The 22,924-nt window shown below is 69.7% G+C and carries 27 protein-coding genes and 2 pseudogenes; 12 read left to right on the top strand and 17 right to left on the bottom strand.

Annotated elements, in window-relative coordinates; translation table 11 throughout:
- Window positions 1–67 precede the first annotated feature (67 nt).
- Together sigK and AC3EVP_RS03075 are read left to right on the top strand one after the other, a co-directional pair.
- Window positions 68–652, top strand: a complete 585-nt coding sequence (sigK, locus tag AC3EVP_RS03080; RefSeq protein ID WP_435125683.1) for an ECF RNA polymerase sigma factor SigK — start codon at window positions 68–70, stop codon at window positions 650–652.
- A gap of 23 nt (window positions 653–675) precedes the next feature.
- On the top strand, window positions 676–1,404 hold the full coding sequence (locus tag AC3EVP_RS03075; RefSeq protein WP_435126253.1) for an anti-sigma factor: 729 nt from the start codon (window positions 676–678) through the stop codon (window positions 1,402–1,404).
- A gap of 81 nt (window positions 1,405–1,485) precedes the next feature.
- Here the strand turns inward: AC3EVP_RS03075 and AC3EVP_RS03070 are convergent, their stop codons facing one another.
- The 6 genes from AC3EVP_RS03070 to AC3EVP_RS03045 all read right to left on the bottom strand — a co-directional run bounded on the left by AC3EVP_RS03070 (window position 1,486) and on the right by AC3EVP_RS03045 (window position 8,244).
- On the bottom strand, window positions 1,486–2,310 hold the full coding sequence (locus AC3EVP_RS03070) for a DUF1295 domain-containing protein (RefSeq protein WP_435126250.1): 825 nt from the start codon (window positions 2,308–2,310) through the stop codon (window positions 1,486–1,488).
- Between the two features lie 43 nt (window positions 2,311–2,353).
- Window positions 2,354–3,607, bottom strand: coding sequence for a class I SAM-dependent methyltransferase (locus tag AC3EVP_RS03065; RefSeq protein WP_335980702.1), 1,254 nt, complete (start codon window positions 3,605–3,607; stop codon window positions 2,354–2,356).
- Window positions 3,604–4,335, bottom strand: coding sequence for a DUF1365 domain-containing protein (locus AC3EVP_RS03060; protein WP_435125681.1), 732 nt, complete (start codon window positions 4,333–4,335; stop codon window positions 3,604–3,606). The genes AC3EVP_RS03065 and AC3EVP_RS03060 overlap by 4 nt, the downstream gene beginning before the upstream one ends.
- Window positions 4,332–5,576, bottom strand: a complete 1,245-nt coding sequence (locus AC3EVP_RS03055) for an NAD(P)/FAD-dependent oxidoreductase (RefSeq protein WP_435126248.1) — start codon at window positions 5,574–5,576, stop codon at window positions 4,332–4,334. Before AC3EVP_RS03055 ends, AC3EVP_RS03060 begins: the two co-directional genes overlap by 4 nt.
- A 206-nt stretch (window positions 5,577–5,782) precedes the next feature.
- Window positions 5,783–6,445, bottom strand: coding sequence for a fasciclin domain-containing protein (locus AC3EVP_RS03050; protein WP_435125678.1), 663 nt, complete (start codon window positions 6,443–6,445; stop codon window positions 5,783–5,785).
- Between the two features lie 137 nt (window positions 6,446–6,582).
- Window positions 6,583–8,244, bottom strand: a complete 1,662-nt coding sequence (locus tag AC3EVP_RS03045) for a molybdopterin-dependent oxidoreductase (protein ID WP_435125675.1) — start codon at window positions 8,242–8,244, stop codon at window positions 6,583–6,585.
- 343 nt (window positions 8,245–8,587) lie between these two features.
- Here AC3EVP_RS03045 and AC3EVP_RS03040 point away from each other — a divergent pair, with 343 nt between their 5' ends.
- The 6 genes from AC3EVP_RS03040 to AC3EVP_RS03015 all read left to right on the top strand — a co-directional run bounded on the left by AC3EVP_RS03040 (window position 8,588) and on the right by AC3EVP_RS03015 (window position 12,501).
- Window positions 8,588–9,952: a class I SAM-dependent methyltransferase gene (locus AC3EVP_RS03040; protein ID WP_435125672.1), complete on the top strand. Its 1,365-nt coding sequence runs from the start codon at window positions 8,588–8,590 to the stop codon at window positions 9,950–9,952.
- 55 nt (window positions 9,953–10,007) lie between these two features.
- Window positions 10,008–10,655, top strand: coding sequence for an alpha/beta hydrolase (locus AC3EVP_RS03035; RefSeq protein ID WP_435125669.1), 648 nt, complete (start codon window positions 10,008–10,010; stop codon window positions 10,653–10,655).
- Window positions 10,656–10,774: 119 nt separating this feature from the next.
- Window positions 10,775–11,050 carry a hypothetical protein gene (locus tag AC3EVP_RS03030; RefSeq protein WP_435125666.1) on the top strand — a complete coding sequence of 92 codons (276 nt, stop codon included), beginning with the start codon at window positions 10,775–10,777 and terminating at the stop codon, window positions 11,048–11,050.
- Window positions 11,047–11,454 carry a PIN domain-containing protein gene (locus AC3EVP_RS03025; protein WP_435125664.1) on the top strand — a complete coding sequence of 136 codons (408 nt, stop codon included), beginning with the start codon at window positions 11,047–11,049 and terminating at the stop codon, window positions 11,452–11,454. Before AC3EVP_RS03030 ends, AC3EVP_RS03025 begins: the two co-directional genes overlap by 4 nt.
- 391 nt (window positions 11,455–11,845) lie before the next feature.
- A complete protein-coding gene (locus AC3EVP_RS03020) occupies window positions 11,846–12,112 on the top strand; it encodes a hypothetical protein (protein ID WP_435125661.1) in 267 nt (88 codons plus the stop codon).
- Window positions 12,109–12,501, top strand: coding sequence for a type II toxin-antitoxin system VapC family toxin (locus AC3EVP_RS03015; RefSeq protein WP_435125659.1), 393 nt, complete (start codon window positions 12,109–12,111; stop codon window positions 12,499–12,501). The genes AC3EVP_RS03020 and AC3EVP_RS03015 overlap by 4 nt, the downstream gene beginning before the upstream one ends.
- 175 nt (window positions 12,502–12,676) lie before the next feature.
- Here AC3EVP_RS03015 and AC3EVP_RS03010 read toward each other — a convergent pair whose 3' ends face one another.
- The 6 genes from AC3EVP_RS03010 to AC3EVP_RS02985 form a co-directional block, all read right to left on the bottom strand.
- A complete protein-coding gene (locus AC3EVP_RS03010) occupies window positions 12,677–13,090 on the bottom strand; it encodes a PIN domain-containing protein (RefSeq protein ID WP_435125656.1) in 414 nt (137 codons plus the stop codon).
- Window positions 13,072–13,356, bottom strand: a complete 285-nt coding sequence (locus AC3EVP_RS03005) for a hypothetical protein (protein WP_435125653.1) — start codon at window positions 13,354–13,356, stop codon at window positions 13,072–13,074. The genes AC3EVP_RS03010 and AC3EVP_RS03005 overlap by 19 nt, the downstream gene beginning before the upstream one ends.
- A gap of 312 nt (window positions 13,357–13,668) precedes the next feature.
- Entirely contained in the window at window positions 13,669–14,817 is a 1,149-nt protein-coding gene (locus tag AC3EVP_RS03000) for a tyrosine-type recombinase/integrase (RefSeq protein ID WP_435125650.1), read from the bottom strand.
- A gap of 126 nt (window positions 14,818–14,943) precedes the next feature.
- Window positions 14,944–15,180 (bottom strand): helix-turn-helix domain-containing protein, encoded by a 237-nt coding sequence (locus AC3EVP_RS02995; RefSeq protein ID WP_435126245.1) that lies wholly within the window; start codon window positions 15,178–15,180, stop codon window positions 14,944–14,946.
- A gap of 202 nt (window positions 15,181–15,382) precedes the next feature.
- Window positions 15,383–15,712 carry a winged helix-turn-helix transcriptional regulator gene (locus tag AC3EVP_RS02990; protein WP_435125647.1) on the bottom strand — a complete coding sequence of 110 codons (330 nt, stop codon included), beginning with the start codon at window positions 15,710–15,712 and terminating at the stop codon, window positions 15,383–15,385.
- A gap of 394 nt (window positions 15,713–16,106) precedes the next feature.
- The gene (locus AC3EVP_RS02985) at window positions 16,107–16,490 is read right to left on the bottom strand and encodes a hypothetical protein (RefSeq protein ID WP_435125645.1); all 384 of its coding nucleotides are present in this window, start codon (window positions 16,488–16,490) and stop codon (window positions 16,107–16,109) included.
- A gap of 72 nt (window positions 16,491–16,562) precedes the next feature.
- On the opposite strand from AC3EVP_RS02985, the gene AC3EVP_RS02980 reads away from it, so the two are divergent.
- Complete coding sequence (locus AC3EVP_RS02980; protein ID WP_435125642.1) at window positions 16,563–17,333, top strand: transposase; 771 nt, start codon at window positions 16,563–16,565, stop codon at window positions 17,331–17,333.
- A gap of 110 nt (window positions 17,334–17,443) precedes the next feature.
- Window positions 17,444–18,022: pseudogene (locus AC3EVP_RS02975) on the top strand (IS5 family transposase); the annotation flags it as partial.
- A 318-nt stretch (window positions 18,023–18,340) separates the two neighbouring features.
- On the opposite strand, the pseudogene AC3EVP_RS02970 reads toward AC3EVP_RS02975, so the two are convergent.
- The 3 genes and pseudogenes from AC3EVP_RS02970 to AC3EVP_RS02960 form a co-directional block, all read right to left on the bottom strand.
- Window positions 18,341–18,478, bottom strand: a pseudogene (locus AC3EVP_RS02970) (IS1380 family transposase); the annotation flags it as partial.
- A gap of 60 nt (window positions 18,479–18,538) precedes the next feature.
- On the bottom strand, window positions 18,539–18,772 hold the full coding sequence (locus AC3EVP_RS02965) for a DUF397 domain-containing protein (RefSeq protein ID WP_435125639.1): 234 nt from the start codon (window positions 18,770–18,772) through the stop codon (window positions 18,539–18,541).
- Window positions 18,769–19,626, bottom strand: coding sequence for a helix-turn-helix domain-containing protein (locus AC3EVP_RS02960; RefSeq protein WP_435125636.1), 858 nt, complete (start codon window positions 19,624–19,626; stop codon window positions 18,769–18,771). The genes AC3EVP_RS02965 and AC3EVP_RS02960 overlap by 4 nt, the downstream gene beginning before the upstream one ends.
- A 53-nt stretch (window positions 19,627–19,679) precedes the next feature.
- Between AC3EVP_RS02960 and AC3EVP_RS02955 the strand changes: the two genes are divergently transcribed.
- Window positions 19,680–20,606: an ATP-binding protein gene (locus AC3EVP_RS02955; protein WP_435125633.1), complete on the top strand. Its 927-nt coding sequence runs from the start codon at window positions 19,680–19,682 to the stop codon at window positions 20,604–20,606.
- 7 nt (window positions 20,607–20,613) lie between these two features.
- Here the strand turns inward: AC3EVP_RS02955 and AC3EVP_RS02950 are convergent, their stop codons facing one another.
- A complete protein-coding gene (locus AC3EVP_RS02950; RefSeq protein WP_435125630.1) occupies window positions 20,614–21,477 on the bottom strand; it encodes a formylglycine-generating enzyme family protein in 864 nt (287 codons plus the stop codon).
- Window positions 21,478–21,540: 63 nt separating this feature from the next.
- Window positions 21,541–22,323 carry an aminotransferase class IV family protein gene (locus AC3EVP_RS02945; protein ID WP_435125627.1) on the bottom strand — a complete coding sequence of 261 codons (783 nt, stop codon included), beginning with the start codon at window positions 22,321–22,323 and terminating at the stop codon, window positions 21,541–21,543.
- 360 nt (window positions 22,324–22,683) lie between these two features.
- Between AC3EVP_RS02945 and AC3EVP_RS02940 the strand changes: the two genes are divergently transcribed.
- Complete coding sequence (locus AC3EVP_RS02940; protein WP_435125624.1) at window positions 22,684–22,854, top strand: FxLD family lanthipeptide; 171 nt, start codon at window positions 22,684–22,686, stop codon at window positions 22,852–22,854.
- The last annotated feature ends 70 nt before the right edge of the window (window positions 22,855–22,924 follow it).

Genomic DNA, 22,924 nt, shown 5'->3' with positions numbered 1-22,924 from the left:
CAGGACCAATCCGCCGCGACGCCGGCACCGGATCACCTCCGGAGATGCACCAACAGCGGAGGCCCAGGTGAGAGAAGCCGTTCATATCGGCAGGAACCCCTCGTCGGAACCGGATCTTGAGGAGTTGGTGGGCCGCGTGGCCCTGGGTGACGAGGAGGCGTTCGCCGCCGTCTACGACGCCGTGGCCGGTTCCGTGCTGGGGGTCGCGCGTGCCGTGCTGCGTGATCAGGCGCAGTCGGAGGAGGTGGCGCAGGAGGTGCTGGTGGAGGTGTGGCGCAAGGCCCCCCGCTACCGGCGCGACCGCGGGACGGCGATCAACTGGATTCTCACCCTGGCGCACCGCCGTGCCGTGGACCGGGTCCGCTCCGTGGAGGCCGCGGCCGCCCGGGACCACAAGGCCGCGCTGCTGGCGCGGACGGCCGAGTTCGACGAGGTGACCGAGCAGGTCGAGGCCAGGCTGGAGCGGGAACAGGTACGGCGGTGCCTGCGCACGCTGACCGCGATCCAGCACCAGGCCGTCACGCTCGCCTACTACCGCGGACTGACCTACAGCCAGGTGGCCGAGGCGCTCGCCCTTCCGCTGGGGACGGCCAAGACCCGGTTGCGGGACGGGCTGATCCGCCTGCGCGACTGCCTGGGGGTGACCGCGTGACCGCCACCGGCGATCTGCACCGGATGACCGGGGCCTACGCCCTGCACGCCCTGCCCGACGCCGAACTCACCGCGTTCGAGCACCACCTGGCGAGCTGCGAACCCTGTGCGCAGGAGGCCGCCGAGTTGTCGGCCACCGCGGCCCGGCTCGGTCTCGCCGTCACCGTGACGCCTCCGGCGGGCATGCGCGAGCAGGTTCTGCGCCGCGTCGGCTCGGTCCGGCAGGAGCCGCCGGGCGGGGCGAGCACCGGCCGCACGCGCCATGCCGCGGTACGGGCCCGGCTGCTGTCGCGGTGGGCGCTGGCCGCCTGCCTCGCGGTCGCGGCCGCACTCGGGGGCACGACGTTCTGGCAGCACCAGCGGGCGGAGGACGCCCTGCGCCAGGCGCACCGGGCGCAGCGCGGCACCGAGGCGATCACGGCCGTCCTGACCTCGCCGGACGCCAGGACGCGCACCGCCGCGCTGCGGGGCGGTGCCAGCGGTACGGTCGTGGTCTCGCGGAAACGGGACCAGGCGGTGTTCCTCGTCTCGGGGATGGCGCGTCCGGCCGCGGGCAAGGTCTACCAGCTGTGGTACGACGACGGCGGCACCATGCGTGCGGCCGGCCTGATGGACCCCGACCGCACCGACCAGGCCGTTCTTCTGCGCGGGGGCGTCGACGGGGCCTCGGGCGTCGGGGTCACCGTGGAACCGGCGGGCGGCTCGAAGGCGCCGACCTCCGCGCCCCTCGCCCTCCTGGGCTTCCCCGCCTGAGTGCCGCGGGCCAGGCCTGGGCCGGGGGGCCGGGCGTCCGGGCTGGGTGCCGCCGGTCCCGTCAGGGCGCCACCGGCCCGGTCAGGGCCCCCGCCTGGGCGGGCGGGGGAAGAACCCGCTGGTACGCGCCACATACGCGGCATAACCCGGCCGTTCGGCCATGTGCCGTTCCAGCAGCCGCTTCCCGCTGCCTTTCGTCAGCAGCAGGCTCATCACCACCGGGGACACCACGGACACGCCGGCCGCCGCCGGGGCGTCGCAGGCCAGCAGGAAAAGGCCCCACCAGACGCAGAAGTCGCCGAAGTAGTTGGGGTGCCGGGTCCAGGACCACAGGCCGCGGTCCATGATCTTTCCCCTGCCCGCGGGATCGGCCTTGAAGCGGGCGAGTTGGGCGTCGCCCACCGCCTCGAAGGCCAGGCCGACCGCCCACAGGGCGACCCCGGCCCGACCGAGCACCGACGGCGGGCCCTGCACGTACTGCGCCGCCTGCACCGGCAGGGACACCAGCCACACCAGCGCGCCCTGGAGCAGGTAGACCTTCCGGAGCGCGTACGCGTTCCGGTGGCCCGGCGCCTTCGCGAGCATCGCCTCGTAGCGCGGGTCCTCGCCGTGGCCGCGCCCCCGGCGGGCGATGTGCGCCGCGAGCCGCAGCCCCCACACCGCCGTCAGCACCGTCACCAGCAGCCGTCGTACGAGGTCGCCCTGCCCGGCGGAGGCGGCGAAGGTGACCGCGGCCACGGCGGTGAAGCCGATGCCCCAGGCGACATCCACGATCCGGTGGCGGCCCGCGCGCACCGCGACCGCGAAGGTGGCCAGCATGACCGCGAGGGCCGCGGCGGCGGCCCAGGCGAGGTTCGGCGCGAACCCGCCCCACGCGAAACCGCCCCACCCGAACCCGCCCGGCATGAACCCGCTCACGGCTTCACCGCCCCCTTCTGGTGGACGCTGCTCATCGCGCGGGCCCCTCCTTCGTGAAGAGGTACTGCTGGACATCGAGGTAGCCGGCCCGGAAACCGGCCTCGGAGTAGGCGAGGTAGAAGGTCCACAGCCGGCGGAAGGTCTCGTCGAAGCCCAGCGCCGCCGTCTCCTCGGCGCGTTCGGTGAAGCGCTCCCGCCACAGGCGCAGCGTCTCGGCGTAGTGGGCGCCGAAAGCGTCGCGGCGGGTGAGGCGCAAGCGGGTGTGGTCGCGGACGGTCTCCTCGATCGCCCGCGTGGAGGGGATGAGGCCGCCGGGGAAGACGTACTTGTGAATCCAGGTGAAGGTGCCGCGGGAGGCGAGCATCCGCTCGTGCGGCATGGTGATCGCTTGCAGCGCGACCCGGCCGCCCGGCGCCAGCCGTTCGTCGAGTGTGCGGAAGTACGCCGGCCAGAACTCCGCGCCGACCGCCTCGATCATCTCCACGCTGACCACGGCGTCGTACGTGCCGCGGGCCTCGCGGTAGTCGCACAGCTCGACGCGGACCCGGTCCTCGAGTCCCGCCGCGCGGACCCGTTCCAGGGCCAGGTCGCGCTGCTCGCGGGAGAGGGTGAGGGAGGTGACGCGGGCGCCGCGGGCGGCAGCTCGCAGGGCCAGTTCGCCCCAGCCGGTGCCGATCTCCAGCAGCCGGGTGCCCGCGCCGGCGGCGGCCAGGTCGAGCAGCCGGTCGATCTTGCGGTGCTGCGCCTCGGCGAGCCGCTCCCAACGCGCCGGGAATCCCCGGAAGACGGCCGCGGAGTAGGTGAGGGTGGGGTCGAGGAAGAGCGCGAACAGGTCGTTGGACAGGTCGTAGTGGCGGCTGATGTTGGCCCGGGACCCGTCGGGTGTGTTGCGCTCGTCGTGCGGGTGGCGCGGCGCCCACAGCCGGCGCAGCCGCTGCAACGGGGCGGGCACCAGGTCGGCGACGTGCTCGGCCAGTACGGTCAGGACGGCGACCACGTCGGGTGCGTCCCACTCGCCGGCCAGGTAGGACTCGCCGAAGCCGACCAGCCCGCCGGTCCCGATCCGGGCGTGGAAGGCGGCCGGGTCGCGCACCTCCAGCAGCGGCCCGCCCTGCCCCCGGGTCTGCCCGCCGGCGAACCGGGCCCGCAACGGCAGCCCCCGCAGGGCTCGGCGGACGACCGCCTCGGTCAGGGTCCGGCGCGCCCGCGACGCCGGCGGCACCGCGGCGACGTCCGGCCACCGGGCGGGGTCCACGGCGCCGCTGCGTGCTTGCGCTGTTTTCATGTCGTCTTCTCCGGGCGAGTGCTGGCGGGGCGCGGCTGGATCGGCAGTCCCCGCAGGTAGAGGCGTATGCCGTGGGCGCGGATCGCGGCCGACACGGCGAGGGTGGACCAGGGGTGGCGCAGCGCCTGCCGCAGCAGTCCGCGGGCGGTGGCCTCCCGCCGCTCGCCGCGCACGGTCGCGGTGAGGGCCCGTCCGCCCTCGCGGTCCAGGTGCACAGCGAGGTCGAGTCGTTCGCCGGGGGCCGGAAGGCGCATGCGGTAGTGGCCGTCGACGGGGAGGAACGGCGAGACGTGGAACTCCTTCGGGGTGTCCGCCTTCCCGGTCGCGTCCGGCGTCAGCAGGTAGCAGTGGCGGCCGCCGTACGTGTTGTGCACCTCGGCGACCACACAGCGCAGGTCGCCCGCCGGGCGGTGGCACCAGTAGAGGGTCAGGGGGTTGAAGACGTACCCGAACACCCGGGCGTGGGTGAGCATCAGGACGTGCCCGCCGTCCAGGGACACACCGTGCGCGGCGAGGAAGCCGTCCAACCCGGCGCGGATCGAGGGTTGTTCGCCGGTGAAGTGGTCACGGGGATCGAAGCGCGCCAACGGCCGTAGCGGAAGGGGGAGTCGGGGCAGGCGGTCGGGGTCGACCAGCCACAGGTACGTCCGGTGGCGCAGCGCGTACCGCCGGGGGCCGGTGCGCACATGCGCGACGGTGCACGGATACAGGGCGGGTACGGCGCTCACCAGTGCGCCCCCAGCGCTGCGGCCGCCTCGGCGCCGGAGCGGCAGCCGTCCTCATGGAACCCCCAGCCGTGGTAGGCGCCCGCGAACGCGCAGACCGGGCTGTTCAGTTCGGGCAGCCGCCGCTGCGCGGCCACCGACTCGGCGGTGTGGACGGGGTGTTCGTAGACCATGCGGGCCAGCACCCGGCCCGGGTCGACGCGGTCCTCACCGCCCAGGGTGACCACGAACGTCTCGGCGGCGTCGAGGCGTTGCAGCCGGTTCATGTCGTAGCTGACCCGTACCCGGTCCGCGTCGGCGGTGCACGAGGGCATCAGGTAGTTCCAGGAGGCACGCGCCCGCGCGGCACGCGGCAGCAGCCGGGTGTCGGTGTGCAGCAGCGTGGCGTTGCGGGAGTAGCGGAAGGCGCCCAGGAGTTCGCGCTCCGGCCCGGTCGGGTCGGCGAGCAGCCGCAGCGCCTGGTCGGGGTGGACGGCGATCACCACGGCGTCGTACGACTCGGTGGCGCCGTCCCCGTCCGTGACCTCGGCCCCGTCGGCGTGGCGCCGGACCGCGCGCACCGGTGTGCCGGTGCGGACCTCGGCGACGTGCTTGGCGACGCGGTCGACGTACTCCCGTGAACCGCCGGTGACCGTACGCCACTTCGGGGAGCCGGCCACCGACAGCATGCCGTGCTGGGCTAGGAAGCGGAACAGGTAGGCGGCGGGGTAGCCCCGGGCGCCGGCGGCGTCGCAGGACCACACCGCCGAGACCACCGGGGTCATGAAGTGGGTGCGGAAGTAGGCGGAGAAGCCCTCGCGGTCGAGGAACCCGCCCAGGGTGAGCCCCTCTTCGCCGCCTCGGGCCAGCAGCCGCCGCGCCGCCCGGTGGAAGGCGGGCACCTCGGACAGCAGCCGCAGGTAGCGGCCGCGCAGCAGGCTCCGGGGCCGGGCGAGCAGTCCGGCCGGGCCGCGCGCACCGGCGTACTGGAGGCCGCACCCCTCGCACCGCACCGACATGCTCATCTCCGACTCCTGCGTGGCCACGCCGAGTTCGTCGAACAGCCGCAGCAGGTGCGGGTAGGTGCGGCGGTTGTGCACGATGAACCCGGAGTCGACGCGGTGCGCCCGCCCGTCGGAGGGCGATGTCACGTCGTGCGTGTGCGCGTGCCCGCCGAGCCGGCCGTCGGCCTCGTACAAGGTGACGTGCCGGCTGCGGCTGAGGACGTACGCGGCGGTCAGCCCGGCCACGCCGGAGCCCACCACGGCCGTACGGCGCCGCCGGCCGTCCCCCTTCCGCGGTTCCTTCACTCCCTCCGCATCGTGCCCGGCCCCGGCCCGCGTCCGCGCCATCGTCTTCGCTCCCGCCCTCGGTGATCACTGTTCGCTCGTAATCCGGAGCGGCCCGGGCGGCGGATTGGCCGGGGCGCCGTTCGTTCGGCACGCGGTACGCCGCGGCCGGGCCCGCGGTGTCAGCTGGTGGGCATCAGGACGCTGTCGATGATGTACACCGTGGCGTTGGCGGTCTTGACATTGCCGCAGACGACCTTGGCGGAGCCGTTGACGGTGTAGGACTCGCCCGAGCCGGAGGTGGTGAGCGTCGCCTTCTCCAGCGTCGGGAAGGAGCCGTGCGCCAGGTCGTTCGGCGCGAGCTGCTTGCCGACGACGTGGTAGGTGAGGATCTTCGTCAGCTCAGCCTTGTCATTGAGGACCTTGTCCAGGGTGGCCTTCGGGATCTTCGCGAAGGCGTCGTTGGTGGGCGCGAACACGGTGATGTTCTGGGCGTTGTTGAGGGTGTCGACCAGCCCGGCCTTCTTGACCGCGGCCACCAGCGTGGACAGCGCCGGGTTGTTGGAGGCGGCCGTGGCGACCGGGTCCTGGGCCATGCCGTCGAAGGAGCCGGCACCGTTCTCGGGCACGGCCGAACAGGCCGGACCGAACGGCTGGTCGGCCGAGGCGGTGCTGCCGGCGGAGCCCTTCATGGCGTCGTCGGACGGGGCGGCGGATGCCGACGCCTTGGCGGAGGAGTCGGACTTGGCGGAGTCGCCGCTGTTGTCGGAGCAGGCGCTGAGGGCCAGCGGCAGGGCGGCCGCGGCGGCCAGGGTGACGGCGATACGGCGGATACGGGTGTTCACGGGGTTCTCCTGGTGGATCGGTGGATGAGTGGATGTCACGGCAGCAGGTGCTGCCTTCTCGGTGCGGGGAAAGGTCTTGGGGGTTTTGGGGGGGGGCTCGGCGGGTCTCGGCGGGTCTCGGCGGGTCTCGGCGCGGCTCAGTCGACGGTGACGACCACGGAGTGCCATCCGCTGGCCCCGTCGGGGATGGTGCGGGTGCGTTTGTCGGTCTGCCGCGCACCCGTACGGTCGGTGGCCCGCACCGTGAGGGTGTGTCCGCCCTGGGTCGCCTGCCACGGGAAGGACCACTGGCGCCAGGTGTCGGCGGTGTCCTCGGCGGCGAGCCGGGCCGGCTGCCAGAGGCCGTCGTCGACGCGGACCTCGACCCTGTCGATGCCGCGGTGCTGGGCCCACGCGGTACCGGCGACCATGACGCGGCCGGCTGTCGGCCGGGCGAAGGGCTTCGGTGTGTCGATGCGTGACCCGGTCTTGATCGGCGCTCGGCGGGCCCAGCCCCGCTTGACCCAGTAGGGGTCGTAGGAGTCGAACGTGGTCAGTTCGATCTCCTTGATCCACTTGCAGGCGGACACGAAGCCGTAGAGCCCGGGTACGACCATGCGGACCGGGAAGCCGTGCGCGAAGGGCAGCGGGGTGCCGTTCATGCCGAGCGCGAGAAGGGCGTCCCGGCCGTCCATGACGTCCTCGACCGGGCTGCCGATCGTCATGCCGTCCACCGAGCGGGCCACCAGCTGGTCGGCCGGACCGCCGCGGGAGGGCGGCTCCACCCCGCACTCGGCCAGCAGGTCGGCCAGCCGCACGCCGATCCAGCGGGCGTTGCCGACGTAGGGACCGCCGACCTCGTTGGAGACGCAGGTGAGCGTGATGTCGCGCTCCACCAGATCCCGCCGCAGCAGGTCGTCGAAGGAGAGCGTGCGCGGCCGGGCAACACCCTTGCCGTGGAGGCGCAGCCGCCAGGTGCTGGCGTCCACCTTCGGCACCACCAGAGCGGTGTCCACCCGGTAGAAGTCGCTGTTGGACGTCACGAAGGGGCTGATCCCCGCGATCGCGAGCCCGGCGCCCCGGGGAACGGCCGCCGCCGGCGAGGCTGGGCGCGGCAGCGTGATGCTCGCGCGTGAGGCGACGGCGGCGTGGCCGCGCGCACCGTTCAGGCTCCTGCCGAGGACGCCGGCTCCGACCGACGCTGCGGCGGCCGCTGTCGCCGCGACCACAAAGCCGCGGCGGTCCCATCCCTCGCCCGACGAGGGCACCTCCGGTACGTCGGCGGCTTCGCCCGCGCGCCCGGGGCGGGTGAGACGGCCGACCAGGAGGAAGAGCACCGCGGCTCCGGCGAGCGCACCCGCCAGTGAGGGCAGCGCGTCGGTGGGACCGGTCGAGTCCGGCCGGTTCAGGGCCGCGGCGGCCCCCACCACGCCGAACACCATGACGCCGGCGGCTCCGGTACGGCGGAAGCGCAGCGCCGCGGCTCCCAGCGCCAGGGCGAAGAGCATCAGCACGGCGAGGATGCCGAGTTGGAGAACCGTCTTGTCCTCGGTGCCGAAATGCCGGATGGCCCAGTCCTTCACGGCGGCGGGCGTACGGTCGATGGCCGCCCCGCCGACGGCCACGACCGGACTCGCCTCCGGGCGCACCGCCGCCGACGCCAGTTCGGCGACGCCGAGCGATGCGACGCCGGCCAGCACGCCGCTGCCGGCGGCCAGGCCGCGCCGGGCCCAGCCGGGACGTTGCCGCGTTCTCTTCTCGTCGTCGGTCACGGCCGGAATCCGGCTCCGTGCGTCCGGTGGATTGGTCAACTCCCCCATCGAGTGAACATTTCCGCCGGACCCATCCGCAGCGGCCACGGCAACGGATAACGGGGAATTCGGCGAACGCGGCGTATGCGCGGCCCGATCAGGAGGCGGTGGTCCGGACCGGAGACCCGCGGCGCCCCGGACCCCTCGTCCGCCGGCGAAAGACCGGCGCCCCGGCCAATCCGCTGCCCCTGACGGCCTCGGATCACCCGCGTACGGCGTCAAGCCGCGACCGCCGCCCGACGCCGTACGAGGCGGGCGTCCGGAGCGCTCCCGGTGGGCGGGGCGGCGGGCATCCGGCGCATCGTCACGAGTTGCTCGCGCAACGCCCCTACAGGTAGGAGACCCCCACCCGATGAAGACACCCCGGAAGCCCCGGACCACCCCCACCACGCGGACCCCGCGCACCACCCGGTTGTCCCGGACCTCGCGGCCCGGCGCCGCCCACCAGCTCGCCGCACTCGCCGAAACAGCGCTCGGCGGCCCGCTCCCGCTGGCCCTGCGCGCCTGGGACGGCAGCGAAGCCGGCCCGGCCGGCGGCCCCGTCGTCGTGATCCGCTCCCGGCGGGCGCTGCGCCGTCTGCTCTGGCAGCCGGGCGAACTGGGCCTGGCCCAGGCGTACATCACCGGCGAGATCGACGTCGAGGGCGATCTCGCCGACGGTCTGCGCGCGATGTGGGCCGCCGCGCGGGAACGCCGTCTGCACGCGCCCCGCCTCGGGCCCGGCGACCTGTCCCGGGCCGCTGGTACGGCGCTCCTGCTGGGCGCCGCCGGCCCGCGGCCGCCCGTACCGGCCTCGCAGGCGCGGCTGCGCGGCGGCCTGCACACCAAGGCCCGCGACCGGGCCGCCATCAGCCACCACTACGACCTGTCCAACGACTTCTACCGGCTGCTCCTCGACGAGACCATGGCGTACTCCTGCGGCTACTGGACGCGCCAGGACCCGGACTTCACCGCGGCCGACGCCCAGCGCGCCAAGCTGGAACTGATCTGCCGCAAGCTCGACCTGCGACCGGGCGCGCGGCTGCTGGACATCGGCTGCGGCTGGGGTTCCCTCACGCTGTACGCGGCCGAGCGGCACCGGGCGAAGGTCACCGCCGTCACCCTGGCGGGAGAGCAGGCGGCCCACGTACGGGAGCAGGTCGCCGAACGCGGACTGCGGGACCTGGTCGAGGTGGTGTGCCAGGACTACCGGGACATCACGGGCGGCGGCTACGACGCCGTGTCCGCGGTCGAGATGGGCGAGCACGTCGGACCCGCCGGGTACCCGGCGTTCGCCGCCGCCCTGCACCGGCTGGTCCGCCCCCGAGGACGCGTGCTGGTGCAGCAGATGTCGCGGGGGGCGACGGCGCCCGGCGGCGGCGCCTTCATCGAGGCGTACATCGCCCCGGACATGCACATGCGCCCGCTCGGCGAAACGGTCGCCCTGCTGGAAGAAGCGGGGCTCGAGGTCCGCTCGGCCGAATCGCTCCGCGAGCACTACGTCCTGACGGTCGCCGCCTGGCACCGCACCCTCGAGGAACGCTGGGCCGACTTCGTCGCGCTCGTCGGCGAGGAGACGGCCCGCGTGTGGCGCCTCTACCTGGTGGGGGCGGCCCTGGCCTTCGAGGAGCGCCGGATGGGAGTCGACCAGGTCCTGGCCGTGCGTCCCACCGCCGACGGGCGAGCGGGCATGCCCGCGGCACCCGGGGGTTGGCAGGCGGCGCGCGACTCCGGCTGAGGAGCAGGACGACGGGGCCGTACCCTCAGGGCGGCCGTAGGAAAGGGGCGCCGGCATGGCACCGCACACCACCCACTCCCCCGCGCTGCTGTCGCGCCGGGCGCCCGATCGCCCCGTGGCCGCCGTCCTGTTCCTGCACGGTGGCCGGGCCGACAGCCGGGCGCCGTCACGTCCCTGGCACCTGGCGGCCCTGCGGATGCACCCCTTCGTCCGGGCGGTGGCCGCCGCGGCACCGGACGACGTCCTCGTCGGCAGCGTCCGCTACCGCATGCGGGGCTGGAACGGCCCGGACGCCGACCCGCTGCGGGACGTCCGCCAGGCGCTGGCGGAACTCCCGCTCCGCCCCGCGGCGATCCCCACGATCCTCGTCGGCCACTCGATGGGGGGCCGCGCCGCCCTGCGCGCCGCGGAGGCACCCCAGGTCCGGGCCGTCCTGGCGCTGGCGCCCTGGTGCCCCGACGGCGAACCGGTCGCCCACCTGCGGGGCAAGCGCGTCGTCGTGCTCCACGGCGACCGCGACCGGGTCACCGACCCCCGCGCGTCCGCCTCGTTCACCCACCGGGCGCGTTCAGCCGGCGCACACGCCGACATCACCCTCGTCCGCGGCGGCGACCACGCGATGCTCCGCCCCACCACCTACTGGCACCGCACCGTACCCCCCACCATCGCCACCCTCCTGACCACCCTGCCCCCGCCGGCCTGACCGGCAAGAAGCAGCGCGGCAGCGGTCAGACGTTGAACCAGACCACGCACAACGCCCACCCTGGATACAGGCCGCGCAACACTCCGGGCTGTAATAGTTTCTGTACTAGACTTGTGGCCATGACGTCCTCCCGCCCCGGCGGCACGGAGAACATCTCCGTCTCGATGCCCTCGGAACTCCTCGGCGCCCTGCGCACGCGCACCGGCAAGCGCGGAGTTTCCGCCTATGTGACCGCGGCGGTCCGCCACCAGCTGGCGATGGACGGCCTCGCCGAGATCGTGGCCGCCTATGAAGCCGAGCACGAACCGTTGAGCGAGGCCGAGGTCCAGGCCGCGCAGCACGAACTGTTCGGCGACGCACCGGCGCCGTACGCGTCCGGTGACAGCGCCGCATGAAGGAGCCCGCGGCCAGGTGCCTGGTGCTCGACTCCCAGGCGCTATCGCTGCTGCTGCGCAACGACCGCCGGATGATCACCCAGATCGAGGCTGCTCGTCGCGTGGGCGTGCCCGTCCTTGTGTCGGCCCTGACCGTGGTGGAGGCCGTCTACGGGAAGACGGACACTGCCCGGCTGCGCTGGCTGCTCTCCCGCCTTCAGGTCCAGGACGTCACCCAGGCGGACAGCCTCACCGCGGTGCAGCTCCTGAGCGACGCAGGCGGCCTTCACGGGCACAAGTACGCCATCGACGCCCTCGTCGCGGCGATGGCGCTCCGCTCCCCAGCACCCGTCCTCGTACTGACCTCGGACCGCGACGACTGGTCGAAACTGTGCGGCGACCGCGTACGGATCAAGGACGTCTGACCCCTCGGCCCTACTCAGGCTGAATCCACCTGCTGATCGACTGCGTGCTTCGTAGAAGGCATCTGCGAGGGCGACGATGATCGCGTTGACGACCGGCCCGTCGCCCACGAGTCTGCGGCACTTCTTCGCCTCCACTGCCCTGGCAGGCTGCGAGGCGTGAACCTGGTCTTACCGTCCACTTCGACCAGGCCGGCGGAGAGGCATGCCTTCTTGAACCGGTAGCCGTAGGAGGGGATGGTCGGCATCACGCCGGCGCCAGACTGACGCGGCGAGGAGAAGGTCTCGCGTCGAACCCGTTTGCCTCCTCGCTGGATACGCTCACGCCCTCCACGCTTGTCGGCACGTGATCCATGCGCCACCATCGGAGGCCATACCGCGCTATGGTTGATGTATGGCTACCAAGAAGGTGACTATCACTCTCGACGAATCTCTGGTCGAAGCCCTAGCCGGAGCCGCTGAGGAAGAAGGCATCCCGCTCTCCCGCCTCGTCGCCGGAGCAGCCGAACGCGAGCTGCGCCTGCGGGCCGGCCGGGCCGTCATCCAGGAGTGGCAAGCAGAACACGGGGCCTTCACCCCCGAAGAGCTCGCTGCCGCCCGCGCGGATCTCGCCGCCGCCGACGCCGATTACCTCAGCGGCCCCGGAGCCTCGGCCGCGTGAACATCCCCTACCTGTACGACGCCGGGGCGCTCATCGCCATCGACAACGACGACCGGCGCATGTGGGCCCGCCACAGCCTGGCCCTCGACGACGGCCGGGACATCCACGTCCCGTCCGTCGTCGTCAGCCAGGCATGGCGGGACTCCCGCCGCCAGGTCAGACTCGGCAGGTTCCTCGCCGGGTGCCAGGTCGTTCCCGTCGGCATCGAAACCGCCAAAGCCGCAGGCATCCTCTGCGGCAAGGCCGGCACATCCGACATCGTCGACGCCACCGTCGTGACCATGGCAGCCAGCCTCGGCGCCATCATCTGGACCTCGGACCCGAACGACATCCGCACCCTCATCGACGCCCAGGACATCAAACCCGCTCCCGTCATCCGCACCGTCTAGCAACCGATGACAGCTGACGACCCGACCCGTTCGCGTACTCGCTGAGCCTTTTCATCATCGGTTTGGGTGAGCAGAGCCTGGCGGCCGGCACTCAGGCGCCGCCAGCGGCTACCCAGCTCCCGGCGGCGTGGAGCCCCTACGGACGCCGCTCCTCCTGAGCCGGATCAGGGGGAAATCACACCGCCACGAGCCGGACCCGCTCGCCGCACAGCTTGGCCATGTCGTCAATATCGGAAGTCAGCATGACCACGGGGCGGTGCTGTCGCAGCGCGGCCTCGGCGATGGCCGCATCGATCGCGTACTTGTGTCCGTGCAATCCGGCGTTCATCAGCAGCTTCGAGGCAGCCCTTGCCTCCTCGTCGGCGACGGGAACGACCCGCAGCCCGGAAAGTACCCGGTTCAGGCGGGACTTGTTCGTACGGGCGTGGACGGCCTCGATGATGGTGAGCGCACTGATCACGACCTCTATGCCACGCGAGCGCGCCTCAGCGATCAGAGCAACCACCTGTTCTTCGTCAGCGAGCAGCTTCGAAAGTCCCTCGCTGTCGAGGACGAGCGTCCCCTCGTGACTCAGCCTGCGGCGGGCCACTCGGCATCTTCGGTGAACACCTCGTCGAAGACCTGCCGCGCCCGCTGACGAGCCGGCTCGGAGACCGGCCCCTTGCGGCTCTCGTAGTCCGCCAGGTACTCGTCCAGGATCTGCCCGCGCAGCTCACGCTCGACCGCCTCGGCGATGAACGCGGAGAACTCCCGCTTGCCCACCCGAGCCCGGATCGCCTCCGCGGTCCCCTCCGGCAGCGACAAGCTCACCCGCGTCGCCGGCCCTTCCCCGATGCTGTACGTCGCCTCAGCCATGGCCCCGATTGTGTCAAACGAGTAGGAAAAGCGTCACGTCCGCACTACCTTCACAGCTCGATCAGCGCCCCGCTCAGACAAATCCCAGCACGGGCACCCCCCGTCCCATCCCAGCACCATCCCAGCACGGGAAAAAATCAAGGGCCCGACCCCGAAGGGCCGGACCCCATCTGACCTGCACATTTACCAGATCGGCGACGTAATGGCACGTCGGCGACTACACGTTGAAGCGGAATGTCGAGTACAGCGCTCTCACCTGCGAAGACGTCGCTTTCGGTGGCGCCGTCCCAGCACCATCCCAGCACGGGGGCTTCATCCCAGCACGGGCGTCGCCCAGGCCGCAGACGCGAAGGCCGATTGCATGATGTCACGGCATCGGTCCCACGACTCGGGAACCAGGTGCCCGTAGATGTCGACCGTGGTCTTGATCGACTTGTGGCCGAGCCAGCGCGAGACCTCGTGGATCGGGATGCCCGACGCCAGCGCGGTCGAGGCAAAGAAGTGCCTCAGCGAGTGCGGGTGGTACTTCGGCTTGCCCTCGGCGTCCACTAGCCCAGCCGCCACGCACGCCTTCTTGAAGTGGTACGTGTAGGTGTTGGCGGTGGGCATGATCCCCTTGCCCCGTTCGCGGGGCGCAAAGAACACCTCGACCTGCCGGGTCTTCCCCGTTGCGTTCTGAAAGGTGAGCGGGATCGGCTTCCACATCTCCTCGTGGGCTTCGATCTCGATGCAGAGGAAGCCTGCGGCGGGCACATCGCGGCACTCGCCCTCCTCCCGGTGCTTGAGGGGGACGAGACGCGTCTTGCAGTCCTGGCGGTGCGCCTTTGCGCTGATCTGCCAACGGACGCGGATCACGTCGTTCCGGAGGCACCCGACGTGGAAGGCCAAAGCCTCGCTGACTCGAAGGCCAGCCCCGGCCTGGAGCCAGACGGTCAGCTTGTACTGCGGAGACATATGCCTATGCAGAAGGCGGACCTCGGCGAGGGTGGGAATCTCGTCCTCATCGACCGCGCGGCTTCCGGGGGCGTTCTTCACATCCTTGGTCGGGTCCTCCCGAATCCGTTTTTCTTCCTTCGCGGACCAGAAGATGTGCTTCACCATCTTCATCCGGTCATAGACTGTGCTCGCCGCTAGTTCCTTGGCGATAGCCGCCTTGAAGTGCTCGATATCCCTCTTCGTCACCCCGGCGATCGTCTTGCGGCCGAGCCTCGGTATGAGGTGGTTGTCGATGAAGCCCTTGTAGTTTGAGTAGGTGGACTCCCCGATGATTCGGCGAGCAAGCCAATCTTCGGCGTAGGCGCGGACAGTGATCTTGCCTGCGTTGGGATCAATGTAGAGGCCCTCGTCCTTGTCAGCCTCGACCTTCGCCGCGAAGGCATCGGCCCCATTAGGACCAGTCTTCTTGTCGAATGTCTTCTCCCGCTGACGTGCAGTCCTGCCGCCAGGCTCGCGGTAACGCACTGTCCACGAGTGCCCGCACCGGGGCTTCGTGCATGGATACGTGGCGACCTTGGGGTCGGATTTGCATCGCTGGAAAACGATAGCCAACTGGCGCCCTTCACTTTCTAGGACACGGCAAGGCAGCCATTACCCGTAGTTATCTTCGAGATAGGCGACGATGTCGCGCTCACGGAATCGCAGAAGGCGTCCGACTTTCTGAGCCTTCAACCCCCACGTTCGATATTTGTTTTTTACGGTGGTCTCGCTGACCTTGAGCCATGCGGCCACCTCCTCGGGAGTCAGTAGGCGATTACTCCCCCCGGCGGTCAATGCGCCACCTGCCGGCTTGCCCCGGCGAAACCTTTCGCCCCAAAAGGCATACACGTCACCCTCCAACAGCCAGGCGCCGTTACGGTTTAGCGACTGGCACCGCGGTCTTCTGACAGCAGAGGGCAGCGCCGTTCTGCAATACCGAGTTCAGGGGCGCGGTCCACTGCGTTCGCCCAGCCCCACCGCCAAGCGCAGCCGAGTGCGAACTCTCAAATGGTCGCGACGATCGCCGGTTTGGCCAACCGGCGATCGTCGGCTATGCCGCCCGCCGCATCGGATGAGCCCGACAGTGTCTCGGACTGACCGCAGTCAGGAAGCAAGGCGGTAGGAGCGCAGGCCCGGGGGCGCCACCTACGACAAGCAACAGCAGACCGTCATCCGAGAAGCGCTCGAGATTTCGCGTTACGAGGCGCTCGGGGACCCCTGTAGCCCTGGCCACGCGCCGCCTTGTGGCTCCAGGGTGTGCCGCAAGACACACGAGGACGGCACGGTCGTCGCGGTAGCTCCGTTGCAGCCTGTCCCCGCTAAACAGGCTGGCTGCGCAGACGCAGACTCCGGCAGAGACCGCGGCGTGGTCGCCCGTCACCTGCCCGGACCGAGCGTGCGCCGAGGACAAAGCGAACGGGTGAAGAGAAGCGGGCGAATCGAATAGCGGTTCAGACAGAGGGACCTCTCAAGTAGGGACCACGCCAGCAAGGTGGACTCAAGCGGTGCGGGTTTCGATTTTGTTTGTAACCCTGGCCGCGGCGAGGTAGCTGAATGCCCGAGCTGGTGTTTTGCGGGCTGTTGTACGTTGACATGGCCCCCGACTAGATCTCCAGTCTTTTGAAGCTCTTTCTTGTCTGCCGTGGGCGAATGCTGCTTTCGTCCCGGCAAGAAGGGAACGTGTTGGCACCGGCCGCGAAGCCGTTGCATGACCTCGTAGGCCATGACGGCGAGCTAAGGGCTGTCCCGTAAGTGGGTTCCGTGGTCGGTGGGGGTCAGAGGAAGACCAGCGGGACGTCCTTCTGGATGCAGAGCCGCAGGACGGCCGCCAGCTGACGGGCGTCCTCGATGTGCTGCTGGAGGAGCTGGTCGCTGCCCTCCCGTGCCCACTGGTCGGTAATCGCCTCCAGACGGACCAGAATCGACGCGCACTCGGCAGGCGAGAGGTCGTCACCTCCGTCATCCGGATGATCGAGGAGCGGCTCCAGAGCGGTGGACACCCCGCTCCATGGGCGCTCGCCGCCGAAGCCCCACATCTCGGAGAGGACGAACCCCTCGGCCTCGGCCAGACGTCGCCGGAACGCGGCAAAGCCGCTGTAGGACCAGGAGACATCCGGACTGCTGTTGTCTCCGTCGTCCGGGAATAGAACCAGCCCCATGTGCCCTCCCTGCTTGCTGAGCACACAGGATCGAGGAAATAGGGCAGCGTCGGCAACTGAGATGATCTTGTCGTGCCTGATGTGATCACGGCGTCGGAGCCATCCTGGATAGCCCCGTTCACCGGACTGAGCCCGCGTGCTTTCGGGAAGCTGGTGACGGTTCTGCGGCGCGACGGCGCGGACGCGGTCCGCAAGGGCCGGCCATGGAGCCTTCCGCTGGAGGACCGGGCACGGCCGGTCGCCGCGTACTGGCGAACGAACCTGACCATGCGCCAGCTCGCCCCGCTGTTCGGGGTGTCGAAGTCGACGGCGGACCGGAACATCGACCATCTCGGGCCAATGCTCGCTCTCCAGCCCCGCAAGCAGTTCGCCAAGGACACCGTGCTCATCGTGGACGGCGCTTTGGTCCCGACCCGGGATCACGCCATCGCCGAGCGGTCGAAGAACTACCGGTACTCCACCAACCACCACGTCGTCATCGACGCTGACACCCACCTGGTCGTCGTGGCCGGCCGGCCACTCGCCGGGAACCGCAACGACTGCAAGGCGTGGGAGGAATCCGGCGCCAAGGCCGCCGTCGGCAAGACCACCACGATCGCCGACGGTGGATACCCGGGCACCGGACTCGTCATCCCGCACCGCCGGAAGCGCGGCCAGACCGAACTCCCGGACTGGAAAGCAGAGCACAACAAGTCCCACAAGCAGGTCCGCGCCTGCGTCGAGCACGTCTTCGCCCGTATGAAAACCTGGAAGATCCTCCGCGACTGCCACCTCAAAGGCGACGGCGTCCACCACGCCATGCTCGGCACCGCCCGGATGCACAACCTTGCCCTCGCCGGATAGGGCGTCGGGCGATATGGCAGCCCGCCGCGCCCGAGGCGATTCGAAGATCATTTACGGGACAACCCTTTGGTGGTGTCTTCAAATGCTCCTTGCTGGTGGATCACGGTGTCGTGATACGTCGCCATGAACAGTCCGATGCTGAGTGGGAGTTCGTCCGGCCGCAATTGCCCGAGTCGTTGGGAGGGCGCAAGCGGCTGGACGACCGCAGGGTCCTGAACGGGATCGTGTGGAAGTTCCGGATCGGAACGGCCTGGCGGGATGTTCCCGAGCGCTATGGTCCGTGGGACACGCTGCATAGGCGATTTAGCAGGTGGGCGGCGGACGGGACGTTCGACGGGATGCTGCGGGCCGCGCAGGCGAGGGTGGACGCGGCGGGAGACATCGAGTGGCTGATGTCCGTCGGTTCCACGATCGTCCGGGCCCATCAGCATGCGGCGGGGGCCGGAAAGGAGGGCTTCGCGAGCAGGCCCTCGGGCGGTCCAGAGGCAGTCTGACCAGCAAGATTCACCTGGCCTGTGACGGCAGAGGCCGTCCGCTCGACTTCGTCGTCACAGGCGGCAGCACCAACCCGCAACGTCGTGGAACGGTGCTTCAACCACCTGAAGCAGTGGCGAGGCATCGCCACCCGCCACGACAAGACCGCCCAGTCATACCAAGCAGCCGTCGCCCTCGCATCACTCCTGATGTGGGCGGGCCGATCTCTCCGAAACCCACGTCCACGAGACCGGCACGCGCCAGGCACAGCCTGCGGGCCGGGAACACCGGGCCAGCCTCGCTACCAGTCCGTCGACCACGCCCATGGTTACCGCCGATCCAGCCTCCAGCCGTTCACGCCGATCATTGCCGCACACAAGCGCGGCAACGTAGCGCGGCATCGCCGGTTGGCCAGACCGGCGATGCCGCGCACATTCGTTCGCGGCGCACTCCGCCATGTTCCATCGGCGCCAAATCCCGGCGTCGCCTGGCTCCCGACCTGGGTGCCCCGCATCCGCGAGCGCTGGCCCTCAGGCGACGCGGATACGATCCTCGGCCGGGCTCGCAGCCGGTGGCGCAGTTCGAGGGTGGCGATCGCCTCGCCCCCTGTAGTAGTGACGAAGCAGGTCACCGCACGCGGCGGTGTCCGTGAAGCGCAGTTGGGCAGTAGGTGCGACCATTCCGGTCCAGCCCGCGAACGGAGCCGGCCGGGTGCTGGCGCCGCAACACAGTTAGCCGCGGCGGAGCTCTCCGCGGAGGATGCCTCCGATGAACGCCTCGTATTCGGCGTCGGTGAACAGGTGTGGAGGTACCACGCCGATGGCCTTGGAGTCGCGCAGAGCCACGATGCCGTCGTCGAGGAAGGCAACTTCAACGCACGTCTGGCCGCCGCTGCTGCTTGTCTGCCACTGGGCGTCGCGCAGCTGGGACTCGATCCAGGAGGGGTCGAGGTCGTTCTTGTTCATGCAAGGTCCTTGGCGATGGTGGTGAGCAATGGTACCGACGCCTTCTGGGAGAGGGCGTCTCCTTTGAGCAGGTCGCTGGTGGTGCGGTAGACCTCCACTGTCTCCGGCTCGTTGAGGTGGAGGAGGGCGCGCATGGACTCGATGCAGACGAGGTCCGGCCCGGTGGGGAACGACATGATCATAAAAGATCCGTCCATCCCGGCGTGGGCGCCGGCTCGGAACGGCAGTACCTGAATGGTGATGCTGGGGTTGGAGCGGGCGAGGTCGAGGAGGTGTTCGATCTGAGCACGCATCACGGCACGTCCGCCGACCTCCTGACGTAGAAGTCCCTCCGATAGGACAGCCCAGATCTTGAGCGTCGGCTCGCGCTCAAGCATGGTCGTCTGATGCTCCTGGCGCATGGCCACGAAGCGGTCGGTCTCCTCGGGCGTCTTCCAGGCGCGGCTGCCTTTGGTCACGGCCTTGGCGTATTCGGGGGTCTGGAGCAGGCCGTGGATGGCAACCGGGTTGAAGACGAACAGACTGCTGGCGCTCTCGACCAGTGAGAGGTAGTCCCCGAGCGGGTCGTCGACCACGCCCTCGTACCGTTGCCACCAGTCCGCTTCGCTCGCACGCCGGACGAGGTCACGCAGTTCGTCACGCAGCGCGGTGTCGGCGACGCCGTACACCTCGAAGAAGTGTGGCAGCTGCTGGACCTTGAGCCCTTGGACCCCCTTCTCGATCTTGCTGACCGTCGAGAGGGAGCGGTAGCCAAGACGCGTTGCCGCCTCTTCTTGGGTCCACCCGAGCGCCTCACGGATATGTCGGAGTTCGGCGCCCAGACGGCGGCGTCGCGGGGTTGGCTCGACGGGCACACTGCACCTCCATGTCGTCCGCGAAAGGGTAGCGCCTTCGCCGGTTCGGGCATATGCCATTTCCCCAAAAGGAAAACTTTCCTCTAGGACATCTTGCCCCGAGGGTAGTTGGCGGTCCATCATCGAGGCTCACCTCTCGGACAGTGGCGGAGCGGCTACGTTGCGCCAAGTTCGGGCTCACATCTGCCCTTGGAGGGCCAGTGCCGAAGACGGTGATCAGCCCCGTACGGCAGCACCACTTGGTGCTGCCAGAGATCAGCCCGGACACGATGGGCCCAGTGCGCGAGATCCTGCGAACCCTGCTGCGAATGTGGCAGAAGAGTGACCTGAGCTTCGTGGCCGAACTCGGCGTCACGGAGCTGCTCACCAATGTGTGGAAGCACGCACCGGGCGCCTGTGAGTTGCTGGTCCGGGACACGTCCGATGGCATCATGGTCGGCGTCACCGACTTTGACGACGCGCTCCCAGTGATGAGGGAGCCCCAGAACGACGCCGAGTGCGGTCGGGGTCTGCGCCTGCTGTCGGAACTCGCCGAAGAGTTGCACGCCCGGCCCCTGCTCATCGGCAAGCAGGTGTGGTTTCGGCTCAGCCAGCCCCCGGAAGACAACAATCAGCGTGGAGCCACGCCGCCCCAGGGCGCAACAACGCAGGTGTCTCGCAGCCGAGTTCCGCTGTCAAACGACGCAGGATCACGGTCCTTCGCGGGGAGCCTCGTGCCTTGCTATGCGAGCAACCAAACCGCGTACTCCGGCAGCCGGTGTGAGCTGACGGATCTGCTTCCGTCCAACTGCGCGCACTGTCTCGGAACCGTCCCCGACCACGAGCACCCCATCCGCACTTCACTGTTGCTCTCCCTTTCGGGTTGGGTATGTGCAGACCGCACCGGAAGGTGCGTTGCGTGCGGCGATGTCTTCCCGGTGGGCGCGGCCATCGTAGAAGTTACCGGCGGCTGGCGTGCCGACTGCTGCCCGGGAGGATGACGGCGTGCTACACGGCGGCAATACAGCGAAAACCCGTGTCGTCGTCTTTCATCGATGCGGCGGCGGTATTCAGCAGGGAAGGCGCGGCCCGTTCGAAGGGGGAGGTGAACGCCGATCCTTTCAGGTGGTATCGCCCACTGCCGGTTTCCTCTTCACTGGAGCACCACTCCCAGACGTTGCCGCACATGTCGAAGACTCCGAACGGGCTGACACCGGACTGGTAGCGGGAGACGGCGGTGGTCGCACCGATTCCGGCCTCGGCGGTGTTCGCCTTCGCAGCGGTCGGTTCGTTGCCCCAAGGGTATATACGCCCGCGCGGTCCGCGGGCCGCTTTCTCCCACTGCTGCCGAGTTGGCAGAGTCTTACCTGCCCATCGAGCGTATGCCATCGCGTCATACCACGTCACCCAGACAACGGGGTGCGTAGCCAGGGTGACAGGGACCCGGCCCTGGGGCCAGTGGCGGGGCGGTCGGTGATCGGTGGCGAGCACGAATCTCGCGTAGTCCGCATTGGTGGTCGGGTAGACGTCCATCAGAAACGGCTCCAGCCAAACCGAACGGTCGTCGGGGCCGGAGAGGTAGATGCCCTCTTCCACGCGAGCCATGATCTTTCCGTCGATCGGATGCTGGCGGGTGGTCGGGTTATCTCGCAGCAGTTCTTCGGCTCGCTCGTCGTGTTCGACGGCAGCACGCTCGGTCAGGAGTTCTGCGAACCGTTGCTGCACATCAGGCGCGGCTTGGGAAAGAAGCGTGTCCAGGGCCGCCTGGTTGTCGAGTCCGAGGCTGATGGTCTCTCCTCGGCGCTTCCACCTGGGAATCTGACGAGGGTTCACCCCGACCAACTCAGCAAAATCCTTCTGCTTCTTGCGCATGGCCGTGCGCAGCATCTCGGCTTCGCGCCCGGTCCACCTGGCAACTCCCGCCATGGTGTGGCCTTACAGAGTTTCGCCGGGGATCGACAGGTAGGTTTTCTGGAGTTGTGCCAGGACGGGGTGGTCGACGGGGAACTCCGTGTCGTCGAGCGCGGCCAAGGGGCGGACGCCGATCGAGGTGTTCGTGGCGAAGGCCGCGGACATACGCTTGGCCTGTTCCAGGGTGACAGTGGCGGTGCGGTGGTCCGAGAGCTCCTGGAGCAGGGCCATGGTGACGCCGGGCAGCACGGAGGCATCGGGCCACACGACGGTGCCCTGCTGGTCCACGAACCCCACGTTCCAGGTTCCGCCCTCAGAGACGACGCCGTCCCGGTCCACGAACAGAGCATCGTCGAAGCTCGCTCGCTGAGCGGTTCCTCGGGCGTACAGGGCTCCGAAGAGGCCGACGTGCTTGACCTCGGGCAGATCGCGCTCGTACACGATGCTCTGCGCGCGCAGCGGCGCCGGCGGCAGAGCTCCGGCGCCGCGTACGGAGACGAGAACGCGGGGTTCGGCGGCAGCAGCCGGGTGGCCCATCTCGATCCCGGGGTCGTAGATCGTGACGCGCGCGACGCAAGGGCCGCTCTGTCCTTGCAGTGCCTGGCGGACGTACTCCCGAACGCAGTCCGTGTTCAGCGACGCGTGCCAGACGATGCTGCAGTCCCGCGCGAGGCGCTCCATGTGCAGCGACAGGCCGCGGATGCTGCCGTCGGCATCGACGCGCATGGACGTGAAGTGCCCGACGTTCGCGAGCGCAAGCGGAAGTACGTCGTCTACGGATACGGGCTTTCCATCGAGAGTCGCCATACCGCCAGCATGTCAGGACTGGCCGCTACGGCGGCACCCCACGAGATGTTACTGACGGGTCAACGTCATCTGAACGTCATTCCCAGGTCACCACTATGCGCTGTTCTCTGGTCACCAAGCGATTACGTCGCGTTGTCGGCGTCGCGGGGCGCATGCGCGTTGAACATGTCACCAGGGTGCTGGGCTGATGACGCCAGCCACGTTGGCCTTGACGCGGCGTCAGGCCGGCGCTTCATAGATCTTCCCAGTTCGGTTACCGACCTGGGATGGCCAGGGCTGACCCGAGGCGCGCCGCAGCGGCGTTCCGGCGGTCAGCTCACCGGCAAGCATCACCTGTCCATCACATCAACTGGAGTTGCCATGACACAGAAGGTCAGCACGAGCATCACCCAGGCTGAGAAGCAGATCCCGTCGGACGGGTTCGACTTGAACGTCTCGCTGCTGGAAGTCTCCGACGCCGCGAGCCTGATCAGCCTGACCGACGACAACTGCGGCAGCACCTGCGGCGCCTGCACCACCAACGTCGCCTGACCCAGGCCCTTTGGCCCTGAAAGCGGGGGGGGGGGGGGGGGGGGGGGGGGGGGGGGGGGGGGGGGGGGAG

Source organism: Actinacidiphila sp. bgisy144 (assembly GCF_057708105.1).
Note: the sequence above shows the minus strand (reverse complement) of the source record. Positions and strands in the feature narration are given on the sequence as shown.

What these genes read in the sequence shown, in the direction of transcription:
- AC3EVP_RS02965 (WP_435125639.1), bottom strand. Translation starts at nt 18,772, where the DNA reads ATGAACAAGAACGACCTCGACCCCTCCTGGATCGAGTCCCAGCTGCGC.
- AC3EVP_RS03045 (WP_435125675.1), bottom strand. Translation starts at nt 8,244, where the DNA reads ATGGGGGAGTTGACCAATCCACCGGACGCACGGAGCCGGATTCCGGCC.
- AC3EVP_RS03070 (WP_435126250.1), bottom strand. Translation starts at nt 2,310, where the DNA reads ATGCCGGGCGGGTTCGGGTGGGGCGGTTTCGCGTGGGGCGGGTTCGCG.
- AC3EVP_RS03075 (WP_435126253.1), top strand. Translation starts at nt 676, where the DNA reads ATGACCGGGGCCTACGCCCTGCACGCCCTGCCCGACGCCGAACTCACC.
- AC3EVP_RS03035 (WP_435125669.1), top strand. Translation starts at nt 10,008, where the DNA reads ATGGCACCGCACACCACCCACTCCCCCGCGCTGCTGTCGCGCCGGGCG.
- AC3EVP_RS02940 (WP_435125624.1), top strand. Translation starts at nt 22,684, where the DNA reads ATGACACAGAAGGTCAGCACGAGCATCACCCAGGCTGAGAAGCAGATC.
- AC3EVP_RS03005 (WP_435125653.1), bottom strand. Translation starts at nt 13,356, where the DNA reads ATGGCTGAGGCGACGTACAGCATCGGGGAAGGGCCGGCGACGCGGGTG.
- AC3EVP_RS02950 (WP_435125630.1), bottom strand. Translation starts at nt 21,477, where the DNA reads ATGCGCAAGAAGCAGAAGGATTTTGCTGAGTTGGTCGGGGTGAACCCT.
- AC3EVP_RS03065 (WP_335980702.1), bottom strand. Translation starts at nt 3,607, where the DNA reads ATGAAAACAGCGCAAGCACGCAGCGGCGCCGTGGACCCCGCCCGGTGG.
- AC3EVP_RS03040 (WP_435125672.1), top strand. Translation starts at nt 8,588, where the DNA reads ATGAAGACACCCCGGAAGCCCCGGACCACCCCCACCACGCGGACCCCG.
- AC3EVP_RS02955 (WP_435125633.1), top strand. Translation starts at nt 19,680, where the DNA reads ATGCCATTTCCCCAAAAGGAAAACTTTCCTCTAGGACATCTTGCCCCG.
- AC3EVP_RS02985 (WP_435125645.1), bottom strand. Translation starts at nt 16,490, where the DNA reads ATGGGGCTGGTTCTATTCCCGGACGACGGAGACAACAGCAGTCCGGAT.
- AC3EVP_RS03030 (WP_435125666.1), top strand. Translation starts at nt 10,775, where the DNA reads ATGACGTCCTCCCGCCCCGGCGGCACGGAGAACATCTCCGTCTCGATG.
- AC3EVP_RS03020 (WP_435125661.1), top strand. Translation starts at nt 11,846, where the DNA reads ATGGCTACCAAGAAGGTGACTATCACTCTCGACGAATCTCTGGTCGAA.
- AC3EVP_RS03025 (WP_435125664.1), top strand. Translation starts at nt 11,047, where the DNA reads ATGAAGGAGCCCGCGGCCAGGTGCCTGGTGCTCGACTCCCAGGCGCTA.
- AC3EVP_RS02945 (WP_435125627.1), bottom strand. Translation starts at nt 22,323, where the DNA reads ATGGCGACTCTCGATGGAAAGCCCGTATCCGTAGACGACGTACTTCCG.